Here is a 15,525-nt window from a genome sequence, read left to right on the forward strand (position 1 = left end):
TCTATTGAAACCTCCGTTTATTCATCATCATCCTGCTCCTCGAACTCTTCGTACAGAAATGCTTTCTTTCGCTTCCTTTTCTTCACAACCGCAATGACAATGATCAGAATCAGTATGAGTCCTCCGGCTCCTGCTGCGTAAGAAAGCATATTTGTACCGCCTTCCGGTGGAAGTTCCTCTCCCATTGCGGCTTCCTCTCCAAAGTTCATATCTCCTGCCGGATCTTGCGGCTCCAGCACATTAATGGGTACCGCTATATTTATAGTTCTTGATTTATTTGCAGAATCCTCATATTTAATTTTGACCTGAAGCTCCTGTTTTCCGATATTCTGCGGAGTTATAAGAAAGTCAATGGTGCCGTTGGAACCGGATTCAAAATTCCCCAGATACTTATAGTTTTCCGTTGTTTCCACATCCCCTTCCAGAGAAGCCTCTACATTGTAAACGGCACTTTTACCTTTATTTACATAGGGAAGACTTAAAGTAGCTTCCGCAAATTGATGCATTTCTTCCTGGCTCTGGGGCACATTCACCTTGAATCTGTCCGGCTGTATAACCGGAATAGAGAGCTTTTCTGCGGATGTTGCCTGGGTGCGGGTTTTGTCATGCACGTACTCATACTTAAAACTAATATCCACTTTCGAATTTTCAGGCTTTCCATTTGCCAGTGCTTTGATGGTAACTTCCTTTTCCATTACCCCTCCTGGCCCTATTTTATCTATGTAAAAGGAGTTGGATGAATCGGTAATTGCAAGTGCATCCCCCAGTTCCAGAGACATAATCATATTTTCAGCCGCCGTTATGGAACTGGTATTCTTTATCTGCAATTTCAAATGAAATTCTTTTCCTGCAGTTACTTTTTTCCCATACTCATATTTGCTTACGATTATATTGGGAACCGGCGTATCGATATTTTTTTTATCATCTGACGGAGCCGGCTGCCCGCCAAAAGAATCTCCTGATCCGGATCCTTCCAATGGGTTGAAAACTTCCTGGCTATCATTTGGCTCTTCTGTTCCCTGTCTTTTTGATACTACCGTGGGAATCATGATTTTTTCCACTTTCTGCTCATGGATCATACCTTCTGTTGTTTGGTAATCGTATTCAAGCGTTACGGTAATGGTCTGGACTTCAGATTGAATCTCCTCTGCTGTTTTCAGATGCAGTTTACAGCTCTTTTGGCTTTGCACCCCTACTTTTCCTACGTCCAGCGAACCGGTAAGTTCCTGGGACAAAAGCCCTTCTCCTGTTTCAACGCTTAATCGGGCATTTTCTATCGGCAGCTCTTTGCTTTTATTTTCCACTATCAGAACTGTCTGAAATGATTTTCCCGCTTTAATCGGCTTTTTTATTTCTCTTCTGCTGATCCTGATTACAGGTGGGGAGACTGCAGGAATATTTTCTCCCTTTGTTTCTTCGGTAACTGGCTCTGTAATCCCTTCTGCAGATGTTTCTGTACTGTTTGCCCCTTCACTGCCTGATGATTCAGCAACCGGCGGCTTCTCAGGCGGATTTGCTGCCTCTTTGGCTTCACTTATAATACCGGGATACCCCATGGCAATGCTGATTATCAACCCCCAGATACCGATCTTCTTTAAATATTTCTTTAAATTCATTCCCTTCACCTTTTAACCTCCTGATTATTTTCTCATAATTAATCTTTGTATTACTTTTAGTCACGTTTTCTTAAGCATTTTTAATACCGGGGTCTTTCTGAACAGCCGTATCTTTCACAATATCCCCATCGATTAAAGTTACTATACGGTCAGCATACTTTGCCATTTCCGGGTCATGGGTGACCAGTACAATTGTCTGATTGTATTTATGAGCCATACCGACAATCATGTTCATTACCTCTGCCGTTGTTTTGGTATCCAGATTTCCAGTTGGTTCATCTGCAAATATTACTTCCGGATGGGTAACAAACGCCCTGGCTATCCCCACACGCTGCTGCTGGCCTCCGGACATCTGTGAGGGATAATGTGCACCTCTTTTGCCCAGACCAACCTTATTCAACAGCTGCATTGCCCTGTGCATCCGTTTATCCATCTCTACCCCGCGGAACACCAGGGGCAGAGCTACATTTTCAAGTGCCGTTAAATTAGGCAGTAAATTATACGCCTGAAAAATAAATCCAATATGCAGCTGACGAAACGCAGCCATGTTTTTTTCACTTAGCTTCGTGATCGAAGTATTTTTAATAAAAATTTCGCCTTTTGTGGGTTTTTCAAATCCTGCAAGATGATTCAGCAGTGTACTTTTTCCAGAACCGGAAGTACCAAAAATACAGCAAATTTCCCCTTTATGAATAGAGAGGTTAATTTTTTTAAGAGCGACTACCTTTTCATTTCCTACGATATATTGTTTACGGATATTTGATACTCTGATAATTTCTTCCATTTTGTCCTGCGCCTATTACAGGCTTACCTGCAATACTGCCGCTTCCTCCTCCTTATTACTGTTCAGAAACCAGAATAACAGGAAAATTTTAAAAAATAACAGCAGATTTAGTGAAGAAATATGAAGATTAAAAAGATAAGATACTCCCAGATCCGATTTCATGGTACAATAATATTACTTCGGGTATCTGTTTATATGAAAGGTATCCTGTAACAGAGGAGGTAATACATGAACAAGTTGCAAAAAATTATGATTGCAGACGATGATGCTGAAATCCGTGAAGTAATCCGTATTTTATTAGAAGGGGAAGGATATCAGGTTATTGAAGCGGCAAATGGGAAAGAAGCCATAGAGATGATGGAAAGTTCCATTGTTTTGATTATATTAGACGTAATGATGCCCGGATGTTCCGGGATTATCGCCTGTAATGAAATCCGCAAAGAACATATGGTTCCTATTTTATTTCTGACCGCTAAGTCAAAAGAAGAAGATATTGTGATCGGTTTTTCTGCAGGCGCTGATGATTATCTTGTAAAACCATTTTCTTACACTGAGCTGCTCTCCAGAGTAAAGGCATTAATCCGCAGATACTGCATTTACATGGGACAGGATACCAAAAGCCTGGGACATATTTATCTCCAGGATATAGAAATCGATATGGATGCTCAGCGAGTGACAAAATCCGGAAAGGAAATTACATTGACGGATCTGGAATATCAGATTCTGGCACTCCTTGCTACTCATCGAAAAAAGATTTTTTCCGCTCAGAATATATATGAAAGCGTATGGAAGGAGCCTTATTATTCCTTTTCCAGCAATACGGTCGCCGTCCATATCCGAAACCTGAGAAAGAAACTGGAAGATGATATACAGAATCCGCACTATATACAAAACGTTTGGGGAAGGGGTTATCGCATTGTCTAAAATCAAGAATATTTTTTCTAAGAAATTAGCCAGAGAGCTGGTGCTCGCTGTTACCGTTTCTTTGCTGATCGCCTACCTGGCATACGAACCGCTTTCTGGATTTGGATATTATCTGCTGGATAAAACACTTATGTCTCCCTCCTATGTAAAACGTACAGAAGAAGATTTCGTCCAGAAACTGCAGAGTTTTATTGATGAAAATGAGATTACATCCAAAGAAATTTCTCAGATACACAAATGGATGAAAGAACAGGGTAATACTTCTATATCTTTTTACTATAAAGATTATGAAATATTCAATTCTGATTTTGGTGCGGTTCCTCCGGAAGGAGACAGTCTGGAAAATTATTTTAACCAGTATATTAAAAACAATTTTACAGAACCGGTACAGGAACAGGGGGATATTCCCATGTATCAAATAACTTTTTCGGACCATATCACGCTGGATACCCAGGTTTTTTGCTACTTTTATGTGAAGTATTATGTGGTGCTGTACTATGCCTGCCTCTTTCTCTGCTTTTTGATTTTCCTGCTGCTTTTCTTATTTTTCATCCACAGGAAAATCCAATATATTAACAAACTCGCAGAAGATCTTGAAATCTTAGAAGGTGGGGATCTGAATTATAAAGTCCGGGAAAACGGCTGTGACGAGCTCTACCGCCTGGCGGTGGGCATCAATCAGATGCGGAAGTCTATTATCGAGCGGGATGAAAATGAACAGGCTGTAAAAGAAGCACACCAAAAGCTGATTACCGCCATGTCCCATGATCTGCGCACTCCCCTGACCTCCCTGATCGGATATGTGGAATTGCTGATTCTGGGCAGATACCAAAACCAGGACCAGCTGCACAACTTTTTAGGGCATATTAAAAATAAAGCCTATAAGATTAAGCAATTATCAGATAAATTATTTGAATACTTTCTGGTATCCGAACGAGGGGAAGAAGCATATCAAAAAGAACTGATCCCTACGATCAATTTGATTACCGGTCTGTCAGACGATCAGTTATTTACACTGGAAAGTGAAGGCTTTGAAATTGAATCCCAGTTTGATCTGGATTCCCTGAAGAGCAACTGCTATCTGGACATTGAATATGTACAGAGAACCCTGGATAACATTTTATCCAATATTCATAAGTATGCCGATGCCAGCTACCCGCTGCATGTTATTTCCAGAGAAATAGACGGATACTTTGTACTTGAATTTCATAATAGAATTGAGGAAGATCTGTCCGCACACGAAAGTACCGGAATCGGTATTAAGACATGTGAGCGGATTATGCACATTCACGGAGGATATTTTGAATGCTACAAAGACGGGATCTGGTTTATCAGCAGAATTAAAATGCCTGTAATTTCTAAAAGCACTTCATCCGAATAAACAAAACAGAACACCCCTGCAGTTTTACGCGCCATATGCGGCACTAAAATCCAGCAGGGGTGTTCTGAACTAAAAATCAATCGTAAAATTTCCCTTTATAAAAATTCTCATTTCCAAGTTTCTTTGCGGTCAGCCGGAACATAACGCAGCCATCTGGGCAAACAATATCCTTGCTGTATTTATCATTACCGCCGATGTTCACTAAATCTCCACCGCTTCTGACAGCTTCCATGATTGGATATAACATCATCATTACTTTTGAACAAATTCCCTGTCTATCCGCATTTACAGGGCATCCATAGGTACAGGTATATTTATCTCCTATTTCCTCGCCATTTCGGCAATACCGCTCTGTATGGTCGCTGCGTAGAAATCCTGTTACCTCAATCTCAAATTCGTATTCTTCATCATACCATTTTTTCATTTATAGACCCTTTCTATTTTTAATTATACTGCCTGATAGACAGTGATATTGCTGCATAGCAGAAATGCACCGTATTCTGGTAAAATACGATGCACAGCCATTCTATTATTATAATTCTTCTACTGAAATACTCTTGCCATCTCTCCAGATTCTCTCCAGATCGTAGAATAAACGATTTTCCGAATCAAATACATGAATGATAATATCACCATAATCCAGCAGAATCCAGTTTGCTGTCTGGTAACCCTCTACCTGCTTTGCCTGATATCCTGCTTTGCCCAGGGCTTCTTCTACGTTATCTACTAACGCCTGCACCTGATTTTTATTAGTTCCGCTGGTAATGATAAAATAATCAGCCAATACGGATACTTCTTCAATATTGATGACCTTCAAATCCTCTGCCTTTTTTTCTTCTAAAGCAGCACATGCGATTTTAGCCATTTGTTTTGACTTGTTTTCCAAATTATTTTCCCTCCTGTCTCATTATTTGCTTTTCTCTGTTAACTTCTTTATAATACTCAAAAGCTCTCTCAGTCATTGGGTCCAGTACATTTTTTGTAGACCTCAGATACGAAAGGGTGTCCCGTAAAATGATATACAGAGCTTCATCAATGTCAGAAAATGCCATTTTCCTTGTCAATTCCAGATTCTGGGCTTTGTAACGCCACGGCTCTATATAATCCGCTATATAGACGATTTTCTCCAAAAGAGACATGCCTGGCCTTCCTGTGGTATGATATGCAATGGCATTTAAAATATCCTGGTCTGTAATCTTATACTTTTCTTGCGCGATCTGTGCTCCTGCTTTTGCATGAAGTAAATATGGATTTTCCCGTTCTGCATCCGATATGGGAATCCTGTTCTTTTCGCAGATACTGATTTTTTTCTCGTTGGGAATACATTTCGCACAATCGTGCAGCAATCCGGCTGCCTGTGCTTTTCTCACATCCTCCCCATAACGCATTGCCAGTGCGGCACTGGTGTACATAACGCCCTGGGTATGGGTAAAACGATCTTCATCCAGATATTTTTTCAGTTTATCCTGCATTTTTAAAATATTGAATTCACTCATTTTCTTCACACTCCTGATACATGCAATGCTCTTCAATATATTGTATTACTTCGTCAGGAACATAATACTTAATTGATTTGCCCCTGCAGATCCAGTTTCGGATCGTACCGGATGAAATATCAATATTTGGAGTATCCAGCTTTTCTATTTTAGCTTGAAAGAGCTCTTTTAAATAATCAATCTGGCGGTTTAATTTCTCCGGTTTCACATGGTCTCTTACCGCTACTACAAGGGTACAGAGGCGGCAGATATCTTCCGGCTCTTTCCATGTTTCAAAAGTAAACAGGGAATCGGCTCCCATAATAAAGTAATAATCTGTATCCGGGTTCTCCTTCACCAGACGGCTAAGCGTCTCCCTGGTATAGGTATAACCCTCGTCATGTGTCTCTGCCATAGAAAGTTCAAAATGCGGATTACTGCTGACTGCCTGGGAAACCATTGCCACCCGCTGTGCTGTCGTCGCACGCCCCTGGCGCTCCTGCTTGTGAGGAGGATTGCCGGAGGGCATAAACAGCACATAATCCAGGTCAAACTGCAGATATGCGTTTTCTCCCAGAATCAGATGTCCGATATGGATCGGGTCAAAAGTTCCGCCCATGATACCAACTTTTTTACGTCGCTGCTTCATTCTTTGAATTCCCCGCTTTTATAAAGGAAGTTGAATCTTTTTCTTTTCGTCTTTTCCTTCTTTATAAAGTACAATTTTCTTTCCGATAACCTGTACTACCTGTGAACGGGTACGCTCCGCTACCATAGATGCCAGCTCTTTCGGATCGTCCATACAATTCTGAAGGACATTAACCTTTATTAATTCTCTTGCTTCCAGGGCTTCTTTGATCGCCTGGGTATTTTCTGGTGTAAGACTGGATTTTCCAATCTGGAAAATAGAATCCATAGTCATTGCCAGACCTTTTAAATACGCACGTTGCTTACTTGTCATCTTTCCCTCCGATACGGATGCCTGGTAATCACGTTATCCGGGCACATGTATCCTCTTTATCTATATAAAATTATTTATAGTAATCAAACTGCAGTCCATACATACGCACGGTGTCGCCTTCTTCAATGCCTGCAGCTTCTAATTCATCCAATATGCCGGTATCTTTTAAGAACTTCTGGAAGAATGCAAAGCCTTTTTCCGACTCCAGATTGGTATAACCCAGCATTTTTTCAATTTTCGGTCCTTCTACAATGTAGGTATGCTCTTCCTCCGTAGATTTTTCTACCGTATATGGAAGATTCTCAGTCATATTAAATTGATCCGGGAAAAATTCCTGTTCAAATACCATCGGAGTTTCCGGCACCGTATCTAACAGTTCCCGTACATAATACAATAACTCTTTCAAACCTTTTCCGCTGACTGCGGATATGGCAAACACCTTAATTCCCTGAGGTTCGAATTCATCCCTGATCTTCTGGACAGGATCTTCATCACCCTCAAAAATGGCATCTATTTTATTTGCCGCAATCACCTGAGGCCTTGCTGCAATTTCTTCATTATAAGCTTTTAATTCTTCGTTGATTTTATAGATATCTTCGATTGGATCACGTCCTTCTGTGGATGCTGCATCTACCATATGGATCATCACTTTTGTACGTTCAATATGACGTAAAAACTCATGTCCAAGACCAACACCTTCGGAAGCACCTTCAATCAACCCCGGTATATCTGCAATTACATATCCTTTTCCACCGTCCAGGTCTACTACTCCCAGATTGGGATTTAAGGTTGTAAAGTGATAATTGGCAATCTTAGGTCTCGCATTCGTAACGCGGGATAGCAACGTAGACTTTCCTACGTTTGGAAATCCAACCAGTCCCACATCTGCAATCACCTTTAATTCCAGATTCACCATAAGTTCCTGAGCCGGCTGTCCCGGCTGTGCATATTTTGGTACCTGCATAGTGGGTGTGGCAAAATTCATATTGCCAAGTCCGCCTTTTCCGCCCTTTAAAATAACCTGCCTGCGGTTATCTCCGGACATATCTGCAATTACCTTATTGCTTTCAGCCTCTTTTATTACCGTACCTTCCGGAACCTTCAGTATCAAATCACTGCCGTTGCCTCCATGGCAGCGTTTCTTTCCGCCCTGCTCACCGTCCTGCGCACTGAACTTGCGTTTATGGCGGTAGTCTGCCAGCGTATTCAAGCCTTCGTCTACTTCAAAAATAATATTTCCGCCTTTTCCGCCGTTTCCTCCGTCAGGACCGCCGTTGGCAACATATAATTCTCTTCGAAAGCTTACATGGCCGTCCCCGCCTTTACCAGAACGTATGGATATTTTTGCTCTGTCTGCGAACATTTCCATTCACCTTCTTTCTAAAAAAATAGGCTTCAAACCAATTTGATTTGAAGCCACCTTTACTATTCTGCTGATACTGGAACGATAGAAACTTGTTTCTTATCTCTTCCTTTTCTTTGGAATCTTACAACACCATCAACTAAAGCGAATAAAGTATCATCTCCACCACGTCCAACGTTAACGCCCGGGTGAATTTTAGTTCCACGCTGTCTGTAAAGAATATTTCCAGCTTTTACAAATTGTCCGTCAGCTCTTTTCGCGCCTAATCTCTTAGATTCGGAATCTCTACCATTTTTAGTAGAACCAACTCCCTTTTTATGAGCGAAAATTTGAAGGTTCATTTTTAACATAGTCTTACACCTCCTTGAATATAATCTTGATATATTCATTACCGTAATTATTTTGGATATCCTTTAAACCAAGAATCATCGAATCCAGCAAGAGCTTCGTCTCTTTTGAAACTACACCTTCCAAGATCAACTCTACCAAGCCGTCATCATCCTGCCTTACGGCGAATTTATCCTCAGTAAACTGCTCTATGGAATTAATTGCATTCACAGTCAGTACAGATACGGCAGCACAGATAATATCCTGTCCTTCTTCCCCGTAACCCGCATGGCCTTTGGCTACAAATCCTCTATATACTTCTGAACTCTTATAAACTGTGATTTTAATCATTGACAATTAACCGTTAATTTTTTCAATTTTAACTTGTGTAAACTGCTGTCTATGACCGTTTTTCTTATGATATCCAGTTTTTCTCTTATACTTGTAAACAATAACTTTTTTCGCTTTACCGTTTTTCACAACGCTACCGGTTACAGTTGCGCTTTCAACGTCAGCTCCAACTTTAAGACCATCATTGCTTACTGCAAGTACTTGATCAAAAGTAACAGTCTCTCCAGCTTCTACTCCAAGCTTTTCTACGTTAATGATATCGCCTTCGGCTACTTTGTACTGTTTACCACCTGTTGCAATAATTGCGTACATATGGCACCTCCTATTATCATTACTCGCCAGATTTGGTGATCATCTGCATGACTCTTAGACCTCTCTGTGCGGCATACTAGAGTATAATATCATACTGAAGATTTTACGTCAACTATTTTTTCAAAATTTACCCAATAAATAGCGCAAACAGGCTAGGGTGTGTTTAAATTCTTATTTTTCCGGGACAATTTCAATCCAGTATCCGTCCGGATCTTCAATAAAATAAATTCCCATCGCTTCATTTTCGAAACAGATGCATCCCATTTCTTTGTGTCTCTGATGAAATCCTTCATAGTCATCGGTTACAAATGCCAGATGGTATTCGAGTTCCCCCAGATTGTATGGCTCTTTACGTTCTGTCAGATAGGTGAGCTCCAAAGTAAAATCGGTAATGCCATCACCCAGATAAACAAGCTTAAAAGAACCGTCAGATGCATTTTTTTCTCTCACCGGCTTTAATCCAAGTGCTTTTTCGTAAAAAGTGAGGGATTTTTCTAAATCCAGAACATTAAAGTTAAAGTGGTTAAATTTAATCATAATTATACCTCCCGCATATCGCAGGCCTGCCTGCAATACTGCCTTAATAAGTAGTTTGAAAGCGCTTTTCTTTCAAACTAGTTTACTCCTGCTATTATGTGCAATTTTATATCATTGATTCATATTTTATTCAAGCGTGGCACACTGCTGTCAGAATGCCATTTCATGCCATTTCAAGTGCGCTCTGCATTGGCTTAAAAATTTCATGGAAATCCTTAAATTCCATAACACATTCGCCTACCTGTCCGCCTTTTGGGGAAAGCAGGCCGTGATAGTCACTGCCCCCTGTAAGAAATAAATGATAATATTCCGCCGTAGCTGCAATCTCCTTCATATCAAACGGTGTATTAGACGGATGCAGTAATTCCACACCGGTAAGCCCCGCTTCCACTAATTTTGGAATCAGCCGGATATTCTGCTGCTGTCCCGGATGGGCAAGTACTGCCTTTCCGCCTCCTTCTGCAATGGCTTTTACAACCTCTTTTGTGTCGGGATACTCATAGCTGACCCTTAAGGGTCCGTTTTCCCGGTACATCCGCTGCATCCAGGAGCCGAACATGGCATCGATCTGCCCTGTTTTATAGAGTACATAATTAATATGCTGGCGATAAATGCAGCACCCATCTGTCTCTTTTTCTGCTTCTTCGCGGCTGATCTCATAACCCATTTCCCGAAGCCGTTTAATCTGCCATAAGCTCCGCTCATGACGCATTTCAAGTACCGGCTTCATCAGTCTGGCAACCGGCTCATAATCGGCTATATTGTATGCCAGGATATGGGCATCCAGTTTTGTCTCAGAATCCCTGCTGCCGCATTCCATTCCCATAATTACCTGAATATGGTGTTTTCTGCCAAGCGCTTTCAGAATATCTTCTTTTGGCGGCGCATCATGGTCTGTAAGTGCAATCACATCCAGTCCTTCCCGGACGCTTTTTTCAAAAACCTCTTCTGCTGAATCACTGCCATCGGAATAACGGCTGTGTAAATGTAAATCCGCTCTGATCATTAAGTCACTTCCTTTGTATCTCAGTAATTGCTTTTACCTGTTCTGCCAGGGATTTTTTAACTTTTTTCCTGGTTACTTCCACCAGTTCTAATGCCGTCATATCTACCAGTGACGCTTTGACGGGATCTTTGGACAGATATGCCTCAAATCCATCCAATAACTGCTTTTTAGAATCAGGAGATTTCATATTAATAAAATCAACAATAATAATGCCCGAAATATTGCGCAGCCGCAGCTGCCTGGCAATTTCCCTGGCTGCTTCCTGATTGATTTTTAAAAAGGTTGCTTCCTGATTCTTATGACCGTCATATTTGCCCGTATTCACGTCGATGGATGTCAGGGCTTCCGTAGGCTGAATGACCAGATAAGCTCCGGATTTCAGCCATACACGCTCTTTCAATGCATCTTTTAAAGCCTGATCCAGACTGTACAGTTTTTTCAGGGGCAGCAGGGAATCTTCATAAAATGACAGTTTATCCAGATCCTCCGGCTGGTATTCGGCAAGGAATTCCTGCATGGAATCATACAACCCCTGGTCATCTGTTAGAATTGTTTCCAGTTTGCCGCTGTAAGTATCCCGCAGCTGGGTCAGATAATTCTTGGGTGTCTGGTAAAGACACGAAAAACAGGTCCTGAATCTGGCCCGTTCCTTTAAGTTTTCATATTGTCCTGCCAATTGGCAGACTTCCTGCCTTAACTCCTCATGTGTTGCCTGCGCTGCATTGGTACGGATAATCCAGCCATATTGGTCTGAGCGGTATTCTTCCAGCAGGTTCTTAAGGTCTTTTCTCTGAGATGGAGACAGTTTACCTGAGACCCCTATCCGTGTGTTTCCACTTGTCAGAACCAGATATTTGCCGGTAAAGCTTAAATTAGAAGTGACAGTAGGTGCCTTCGTTTTCATATTTTCACGGCTTACCTGCACCAGAAGCTCATCTCCCGCCACCAATCTGCGGGAGTTCATTTTACTGGTATAGTAAGGTGTAGGATTTTCTTCCAAAGAATAGTAACAAGGCAAACCACTTTTGATTTCAATAAAAGCAGCCTGGATATTTTGTACAATATTCTGTACTTTTCCGATATAAATATTTCCCAGAAGTGAATCTACCCCTTCCGGTTCTAAATGAAATTCTACCGGTTTTCCATCCTGAAGGAGCGTTGTTAAAATCTGCCCCTCCTCCCTTGTGATAACCAGCTTACTGTTTTTTTCTTCCATCTCCATTGCTACCCGGGAATATCCTCTCCCAGATCTTCCAGAGAAACCAGACTGCGCTTTTTCTCATTTCCAAGATCTGCATAGACTTCCAGCCGATGAACCAACAGACTGAATGGTTCCATTTCCATTCCCAGATACTGGGCAAATGCCTCCATCACAAGTTCCGGCTTCAGATTATTGACACTTCCTGTAGCAAGCTGCATATATATTCCGTCTTCCCGAAGTTCCAAAGCATATATCATAGGCTTGATATCTACTTCTTTTTCACTTTTTTTTGTTTTCTTTATAATTGTGATGGTTTCCCGGTCATAAAACTCCGCCAGCCGGCTCTTATAATCCTGATCCGGTTCTTTCCCTTCTCTGAAGTTTACCAGATAATCGGCAGCAGCAACCAGAGACATCGCTTTGCTTGCTTTTTCCTGGGGAATTCTTCGGAAACTTAAGACTTTCATTCCTTCCACCATGCAAGCATTTAACTGCTCAATTGCGTCTTTTGATGAAATTTCAGTCTGAACTTCAATATCCAGATATTCTCCCGTACTGGTAAGACCCACACCCAGAGGGGCTGCAAATGACATAATCATATGGGGGCTGAACCCTTCAGTAAAAGCAATGTCAATATTTCCCCTTCGCATTGCTTTTTGAAAATAGCGCATGATATCAAGGTGTCCGATAAATTTCATAGCACCCTCTTTGGCAAATTTAATTCTTACTTTCAATACACACGCCTCCTTTGTATATTCCCGCACCGCATCCAGAGCAACCCTGACGGCAGTTATTTGTAATTGTTTCTGAAACCGCTTTTTTCCATTCTTGTATCAGGAAATTCTTTGAAACACCGATTTGTATAAAATCCCAGGGAAGTATTTCATCCATGGAACGTTCTCTGGTCGTATAGAAATCCGGATCTATTCCCGTGTGTACAAATGCTTCCATCCAGGTTTGATTCTTAAAAGTCTCGGACCATGCATCGTAAAGTGCACCGTTTTGATAAGCATCCAGTATGGCTGCCCCTACTCTGCGGTCTCCTCGTGCCAGCAGCCCTTCCAAAACAGTAACATCCGCTTCATGCCAGTTATATTTAATACTTTTGCGATTTAACTGGTCCTTCACTTCCTGGTTAACTATTCTGGCTTTTCCTAAGAATTCTTCTTTTGTGTTCATCCCTACCCATTGGAACGGCGTAAAAGGTTTTGGCACAAAAAATGAGGTACTGACCGTAATCTGGCATTTACCGTTTCGCTCCTCTTTGGGTATCTCATAATACCGTCTGGCAATGCGGTCAGCCAGATGTGCGATCTCTTTTATATCTTCTTCCGTCTCAGTAGGAAGTCCCAGCATAAAATACAGCTTTACCCTGTTCCAGCCGCCTTCAAATGCCTGGCCTGCACCCTCTATAATATTTTCTTCGGTCAGCCCTTTGTTAATTACATCGCGCAGGCGCTGGGAGCCGGCTTCCGGAGCAAATGTAAGGCTGCTCTTTTTCACATCCTGCACTTTGCTCATAACATCCAGGGAAAAAGCGTCGATACGAAGGGATGGCAGGGAAATATTAACCCCTTTTCCTTTGAATTCTTCGATTAAATAGTTAACTAATCCTTCCAGCTGGGAATAGTCACTGGAGCTTAATGAACTTAAGGAAATTTCTTCATGCCCGGTATTTTTCAGCATTTCATATGCGTATTCCTTCAGCATAGCAAGATCCCGCTCTCTGGTGGGCCGGTAAAGCATTCCCGCCTGGCAGAAACGGCATCCACGGATACAGCCCCTTTGTATTTCCAGCACTACCCTGTCCTGGGTTGCTTTAATAAACGGAACAACCGGTGCTTTCGGATAATAAGTATCCGTAATATCCATTACAATCTGTTTTTCTACAAATGCCGGTGTATCCGCACTTTTTGGTTGAAAAGAAGCAATGGTTCCGTCTTCTTTGTATGTTACTTCGTAAAGAGACGGTACATAAATTCCGGGGATGAGGGCAGCAGCTTCTAAAAATGCCTTCCTTCCTTTTCCATTGGATTTATATTCTTTATACAGATCAATTAATCTGAAATATACCGTTTCTCCTTCTCCTATATAAAACAAGTCAAAGAAATCCGCCAGGGGTTCTGGATTATAACTGCATGGACCACCGCCGATTACGATTGGACAATTCTCATCTCTGTCTTTGCTTAGAAGCGGAATTTTACTCAGATCCAGTATCTGCAGTATATTTGTATAGCACATCTCATATTGAATGGTGATTCCAAGAAAATCAAATTCTTTGATTGGCTCCTGTGATTCCAGTGCAAACAACGGGATATCCTTTTCTCTTAAAACCTTATCCAGATCCATCCATGGAGAATACACCCTTTCACACCAGATATCCTCTCTTCGATTCAGCATATCATAAAGAATCTGAATTCCAAGATGTGACATCCCGATCTCGTAGACATCGGGAAAGCACATGGCAAAGCGGATATCCACCTTTTCTTTATCTTTTATAACCGAGTTGACCTCATTACCGATGTAGCGGGCAGGCTTCTCGATTTTTAGCAGTATTTCATCATTTAAAGCTAGTTTTCTCATTATATCTCCTTGTATTTTGTTGATATTGTATAATAAATCTTTCACCTGTTTCTATTGCTCAATTTAGAATGATTTTTGATTCATTATATTGTGCTCATAAAATGTATTGCGTAAGCCCTATGCGAATAATTATCCACACCTGCCTAATTATACGAAGTTTCTGGAAGAACTTCAAGTAAATCTTTATTGCCTGTCTAGATTTCCTGATATTTGCGCTTTTCTAAACGTCGAAGAAATAAAAGAGGGACTTTTTAGTACTGCAGCGAACAGTTTCATCTTAAATTTGGGTTTAGCTGAGTAAGACGCTTTGTATATGATAGGTAATATACGAAAAGAGAAGAGGGCATTCGTTGATACAAAGCTGGTTTTCTCAACTTGAATCTCGGAAAGATGGGGATGGGAAACTGGTATGGGCGGAGGAAGCGTAGAGCAGAGCTGAGTATTTACTTACCTTTGCGGAGTGTTTTTTGGCGGATAGTATTCGATTGGCTCCCATCGGATACTAAGCGGGCAGTGAGCTGCGAAATGCATCAGGATTTCGGAGCGAATGCCCGCGTGCCGCCAAAAAGCGCTCTGCAAAGGTTAGAAAATACCAGTTCTGCGGCAAGCTGACGGAGTCCATACCAGTTTCCCATCCCCATCTTTCCGCACACTACCTATATTACACAAAGCGTCTTTCCTTAGCTAAACCCCAATTTAAGATA

General features: G+C 41.4%; 18 protein-coding genes. 2 read left to right on the plus strand and 16 right to left on the minus strand.

The features are described from left to right. Positions 1 to 17: 17 nt before the first annotated feature. Both RHS_RS29910 and RHS_RS02295 read right to left on the minus strand, forming a co-directional pair. Entirely contained in the window at positions 18 to 1,616 is a 1,599-nt protein-coding gene (locus tag RHS_RS29910; protein WP_395021089.1) for a GGIII-like transmembrane region-containing protein, read from the minus strand. 70 nt (positions 1,617 to 1,686) lie between these two features. Continuing rightward, the gene (locus RHS_RS02295; protein ID WP_044289361.1) at positions 1,687 to 2,400 is read right to left on the minus strand and encodes an ABC transporter ATP-binding protein; all 714 of its coding nucleotides are present in this window, start codon (positions 2,398 to 2,400) and stop codon (positions 1,687 to 1,689) included. Between the two features lie 228 nt (positions 2,401 to 2,628). Between RHS_RS02295 and RHS_RS02300 the strand changes: the two genes are divergently transcribed. After that, positions 2,629 to 3,324, plus strand: a complete 696-nt coding sequence (locus RHS_RS02300; RefSeq protein ID WP_027294040.1) for a response regulator transcription factor — start codon at positions 2,629 to 2,631, stop codon at positions 3,322 to 3,324. Next, positions 3,317 to 4,705 (plus strand): HAMP domain-containing sensor histidine kinase, encoded by a 1,389-nt coding sequence (locus RHS_RS29915; RefSeq protein WP_377138803.1) that lies wholly within the window; start codon positions 3,317 to 3,319, stop codon positions 4,703 to 4,705. Before RHS_RS02300 ends, RHS_RS29915 begins: the two co-directional genes overlap by 8 nt. 76 nt (positions 4,706 to 4,781) lie before the next feature. On the opposite strand, the gene RHS_RS02310 is transcribed toward RHS_RS29915, so the two are convergent. From RHS_RS02310 to RHS_RS02375, 14 genes are all read right to left on the minus strand, one after another. Next, positions 4,782 to 5,129, minus strand: coding sequence for a TIGR04076 family protein (locus tag RHS_RS02310; RefSeq protein WP_047832216.1), 348 nt, complete (start codon positions 5,127 to 5,129; stop codon positions 4,782 to 4,784). Positions 5,130 to 5,237: 108 nt separating this feature from the next. Beyond that, entirely contained in the window at positions 5,238 to 5,570 is a 333-nt protein-coding gene (gene rsfS / locus RHS_RS02315) for a ribosome silencing factor (RefSeq protein WP_044289966.1), read from the minus strand. Between the two features lie 22 nt (positions 5,571 to 5,592). Next, complete coding sequence (gene yqeK, locus RHS_RS02320; RefSeq protein ID WP_047832217.1) at positions 5,593 to 6,201, minus strand: bis(5'-nucleosyl)-tetraphosphatase (symmetrical) YqeK; 609 nt, start codon at positions 6,199 to 6,201, stop codon at positions 5,593 to 5,595. Next, positions 6,194 to 6,829, minus strand: a complete 636-nt coding sequence (nadD, locus tag RHS_RS02325; protein ID WP_044296729.1) for a nicotinate-nucleotide adenylyltransferase — start codon at positions 6,827 to 6,829, stop codon at positions 6,194 to 6,196. The genes yqeK and nadD overlap by 8 nt, the downstream gene beginning before the upstream one ends. An 18-nt stretch (positions 6,830 to 6,847) precedes the next feature. Beyond that, entirely contained in the window at positions 6,848 to 7,141 is a 294-nt protein-coding gene (yhbY, locus tag RHS_RS02330; RefSeq protein ID WP_047832218.1) for a ribosome assembly RNA-binding protein YhbY, read from the minus strand. 70 nt (positions 7,142 to 7,211) lie between these two features. Further along, positions 7,212 to 8,504 (minus strand): GTPase ObgE, encoded by a 1,293-nt coding sequence (gene obgE, locus RHS_RS02335; protein WP_044296730.1) that lies wholly within the window; start codon positions 8,502 to 8,504, stop codon positions 7,212 to 7,214. A 62-nt stretch (positions 8,505 to 8,566) separates the two neighbouring features. Beyond that, positions 8,567 to 8,854 (minus strand): 50S ribosomal protein L27, encoded by a 288-nt coding sequence (gene rpmA / locus RHS_RS02340; protein WP_027294033.1) that lies wholly within the window; start codon positions 8,852 to 8,854, stop codon positions 8,567 to 8,569. 4 nt (positions 8,855 to 8,858) lie between these two features. Next, the gene (locus RHS_RS02345) at positions 8,859 to 9,182 is read right to left on the minus strand and encodes a ribosomal-processing cysteine protease Prp (protein ID WP_047832219.1); all 324 of its coding nucleotides are present in this window, start codon (positions 9,180 to 9,182) and stop codon (positions 8,859 to 8,861) included. Positions 9,183 to 9,188: 6 nt separating this feature from the next. Continuing rightward, the gene (gene rplU / locus RHS_RS02350) at positions 9,189 to 9,494 is read right to left on the minus strand and encodes a 50S ribosomal protein L21 (RefSeq protein ID WP_027294031.1); all 306 of its coding nucleotides are present in this window, start codon (positions 9,492 to 9,494) and stop codon (positions 9,189 to 9,191) included. 171 nt (positions 9,495 to 9,665) lie between these two features. Next, the gene (locus RHS_RS02355; protein WP_044296731.1) at positions 9,666 to 10,031 is read right to left on the minus strand and encodes a VOC family protein; all 366 of its coding nucleotides are present in this window, start codon (positions 10,029 to 10,031) and stop codon (positions 9,666 to 9,668) included. A 163-nt stretch (positions 10,032 to 10,194) separates the two neighbouring features. Then, positions 10,195 to 11,037, minus strand: coding sequence for a PHP domain-containing protein (locus RHS_RS02360; protein WP_047832220.1), 843 nt, complete (start codon positions 11,035 to 11,037; stop codon positions 10,195 to 10,197). A gap of 4 nt (positions 11,038 to 11,041) precedes the next feature. Continuing rightward, the gene (locus RHS_RS02365; protein WP_047832272.1) at positions 11,042 to 12,253 is read right to left on the minus strand and encodes an Rne/Rng family ribonuclease; all 1,212 of its coding nucleotides are present in this window, start codon (positions 12,251 to 12,253) and stop codon (positions 11,042 to 11,044) included. Between the two features lie 8 nt (positions 12,254 to 12,261). Next, positions 12,262 to 12,972 carry a TIGR03936 family radical SAM-associated protein gene (locus RHS_RS02370; RefSeq protein ID WP_044289355.1) on the minus strand — a complete coding sequence of 237 codons (711 nt, stop codon included), beginning with the start codon at positions 12,970 to 12,972 and terminating at the stop codon, positions 12,262 to 12,264. Further along, positions 12,956 to 14,821, minus strand: coding sequence for a TIGR03960 family B12-binding radical SAM protein (locus RHS_RS02375; RefSeq protein ID WP_047832221.1), 1,866 nt, complete (start codon positions 14,819 to 14,821; stop codon positions 12,956 to 12,958). The genes RHS_RS02370 and RHS_RS02375 overlap by 17 nt, the downstream gene beginning before the upstream one ends. Between the last annotated feature and the right edge of the window lie 704 nt (positions 14,822 to 15,525).

Origin of the sequence: Robinsoniella sp. RHS (genome assembly GCF_001029355.1) — a bacterium.
In the GTDB taxonomy this organism is placed as follows: domain Bacteria; phylum Bacillota; class Clostridia; order Lachnospirales; family Lachnospiraceae; genus Robinsoniella; species Robinsoniella peoriensis.

Coding starts and splice junctions, on each gene's coding strand:
- RHS_RS29910 (WP_395021089.1), bottom strand. CDS start 1,616: ATGAATTTAAAGAAATATTTAAAGAAGATCGGTATCTGGGGGTTGATA.
- RHS_RS02295 (WP_044289361.1), bottom strand. CDS start 2,400: ATGGAAGAAATTATCAGAGTATCAAATATCCGTAAACAATATATCGTA.
- RHS_RS02300 (WP_027294040.1), top strand. CDS start 2,629: ATGAACAAGTTGCAAAAAATTATGATTGCAGACGATGATGCTGAAATC.
- RHS_RS02310 (WP_047832216.1), bottom strand. CDS start 5,129: ATGAAAAAATGGTATGATGAAGAATACGAATTTGAGATTGAGGTAACA.
- rsfS (WP_044289966.1), bottom strand. CDS start 5,570: ATGGCTAAAATCGCATGTGCTGCTTTAGAAGAAAAAAAGGCAGAGGAT.
- yqeK (WP_047832217.1), bottom strand. CDS start 6,201: ATGAGTGAATTCAATATTTTAAAAATGCAGGATAAACTGAAAAAATAT.
- nadD (WP_044296729.1), bottom strand. CDS start 6,829: ATGAAGCAGCGACGTAAAAAAGTTGGTATCATGGGCGGAACTTTTGAC.
- yhbY (WP_047832218.1), bottom strand. CDS start 7,141: ATGACAAGTAAGCAACGTGCGTATTTAAAAGGTCTGGCAATGACTATG.
- obgE (WP_044296730.1), bottom strand. CDS start 8,504: ATGTTCGCAGACAGAGCAAAAATATCCATACGTTCTGGTAAAGGCGGG.
- rpmA (WP_027294033.1), bottom strand. CDS start 8,854: ATGTTAAAAATGAACCTTCAAATTTTCGCTCATAAAAAGGGAGTTGGT.
- RHS_RS02345 (WP_047832219.1), bottom strand. CDS start 9,182: ATGATTAAAATCACAGTTTATAAGAGTTCAGAAGTATATAGAGGATTT.
- rplU (WP_027294031.1), bottom strand. CDS start 9,494: ATGTACGCAATTATTGCAACAGGTGGTAAACAGTACAAAGTAGCCGAA.
- RHS_RS02355 (WP_044296731.1), bottom strand. CDS start 10,031: ATGATTAAATTTAACCACTTTAACTTTAATGTTCTGGATTTAGAAAAA.
- RHS_RS02360 (WP_047832220.1), bottom strand. CDS start 11,037: ATGATCAGAGCGGATTTACATTTACACAGCCGTTATTCCGATGGCAGT.
- RHS_RS02365 (WP_047832272.1), bottom strand. CDS start 12,253: ATGGAAGAAAAAAACAGTAAGCTGGTTATCACAAGGGAGGAGGGGCAG.
- RHS_RS02375 (WP_047832221.1), bottom strand. CDS start 14,821: ATGAGAAAACTAGCTTTAAATGATGAAATACTGCTAAAAATCGAGAAG.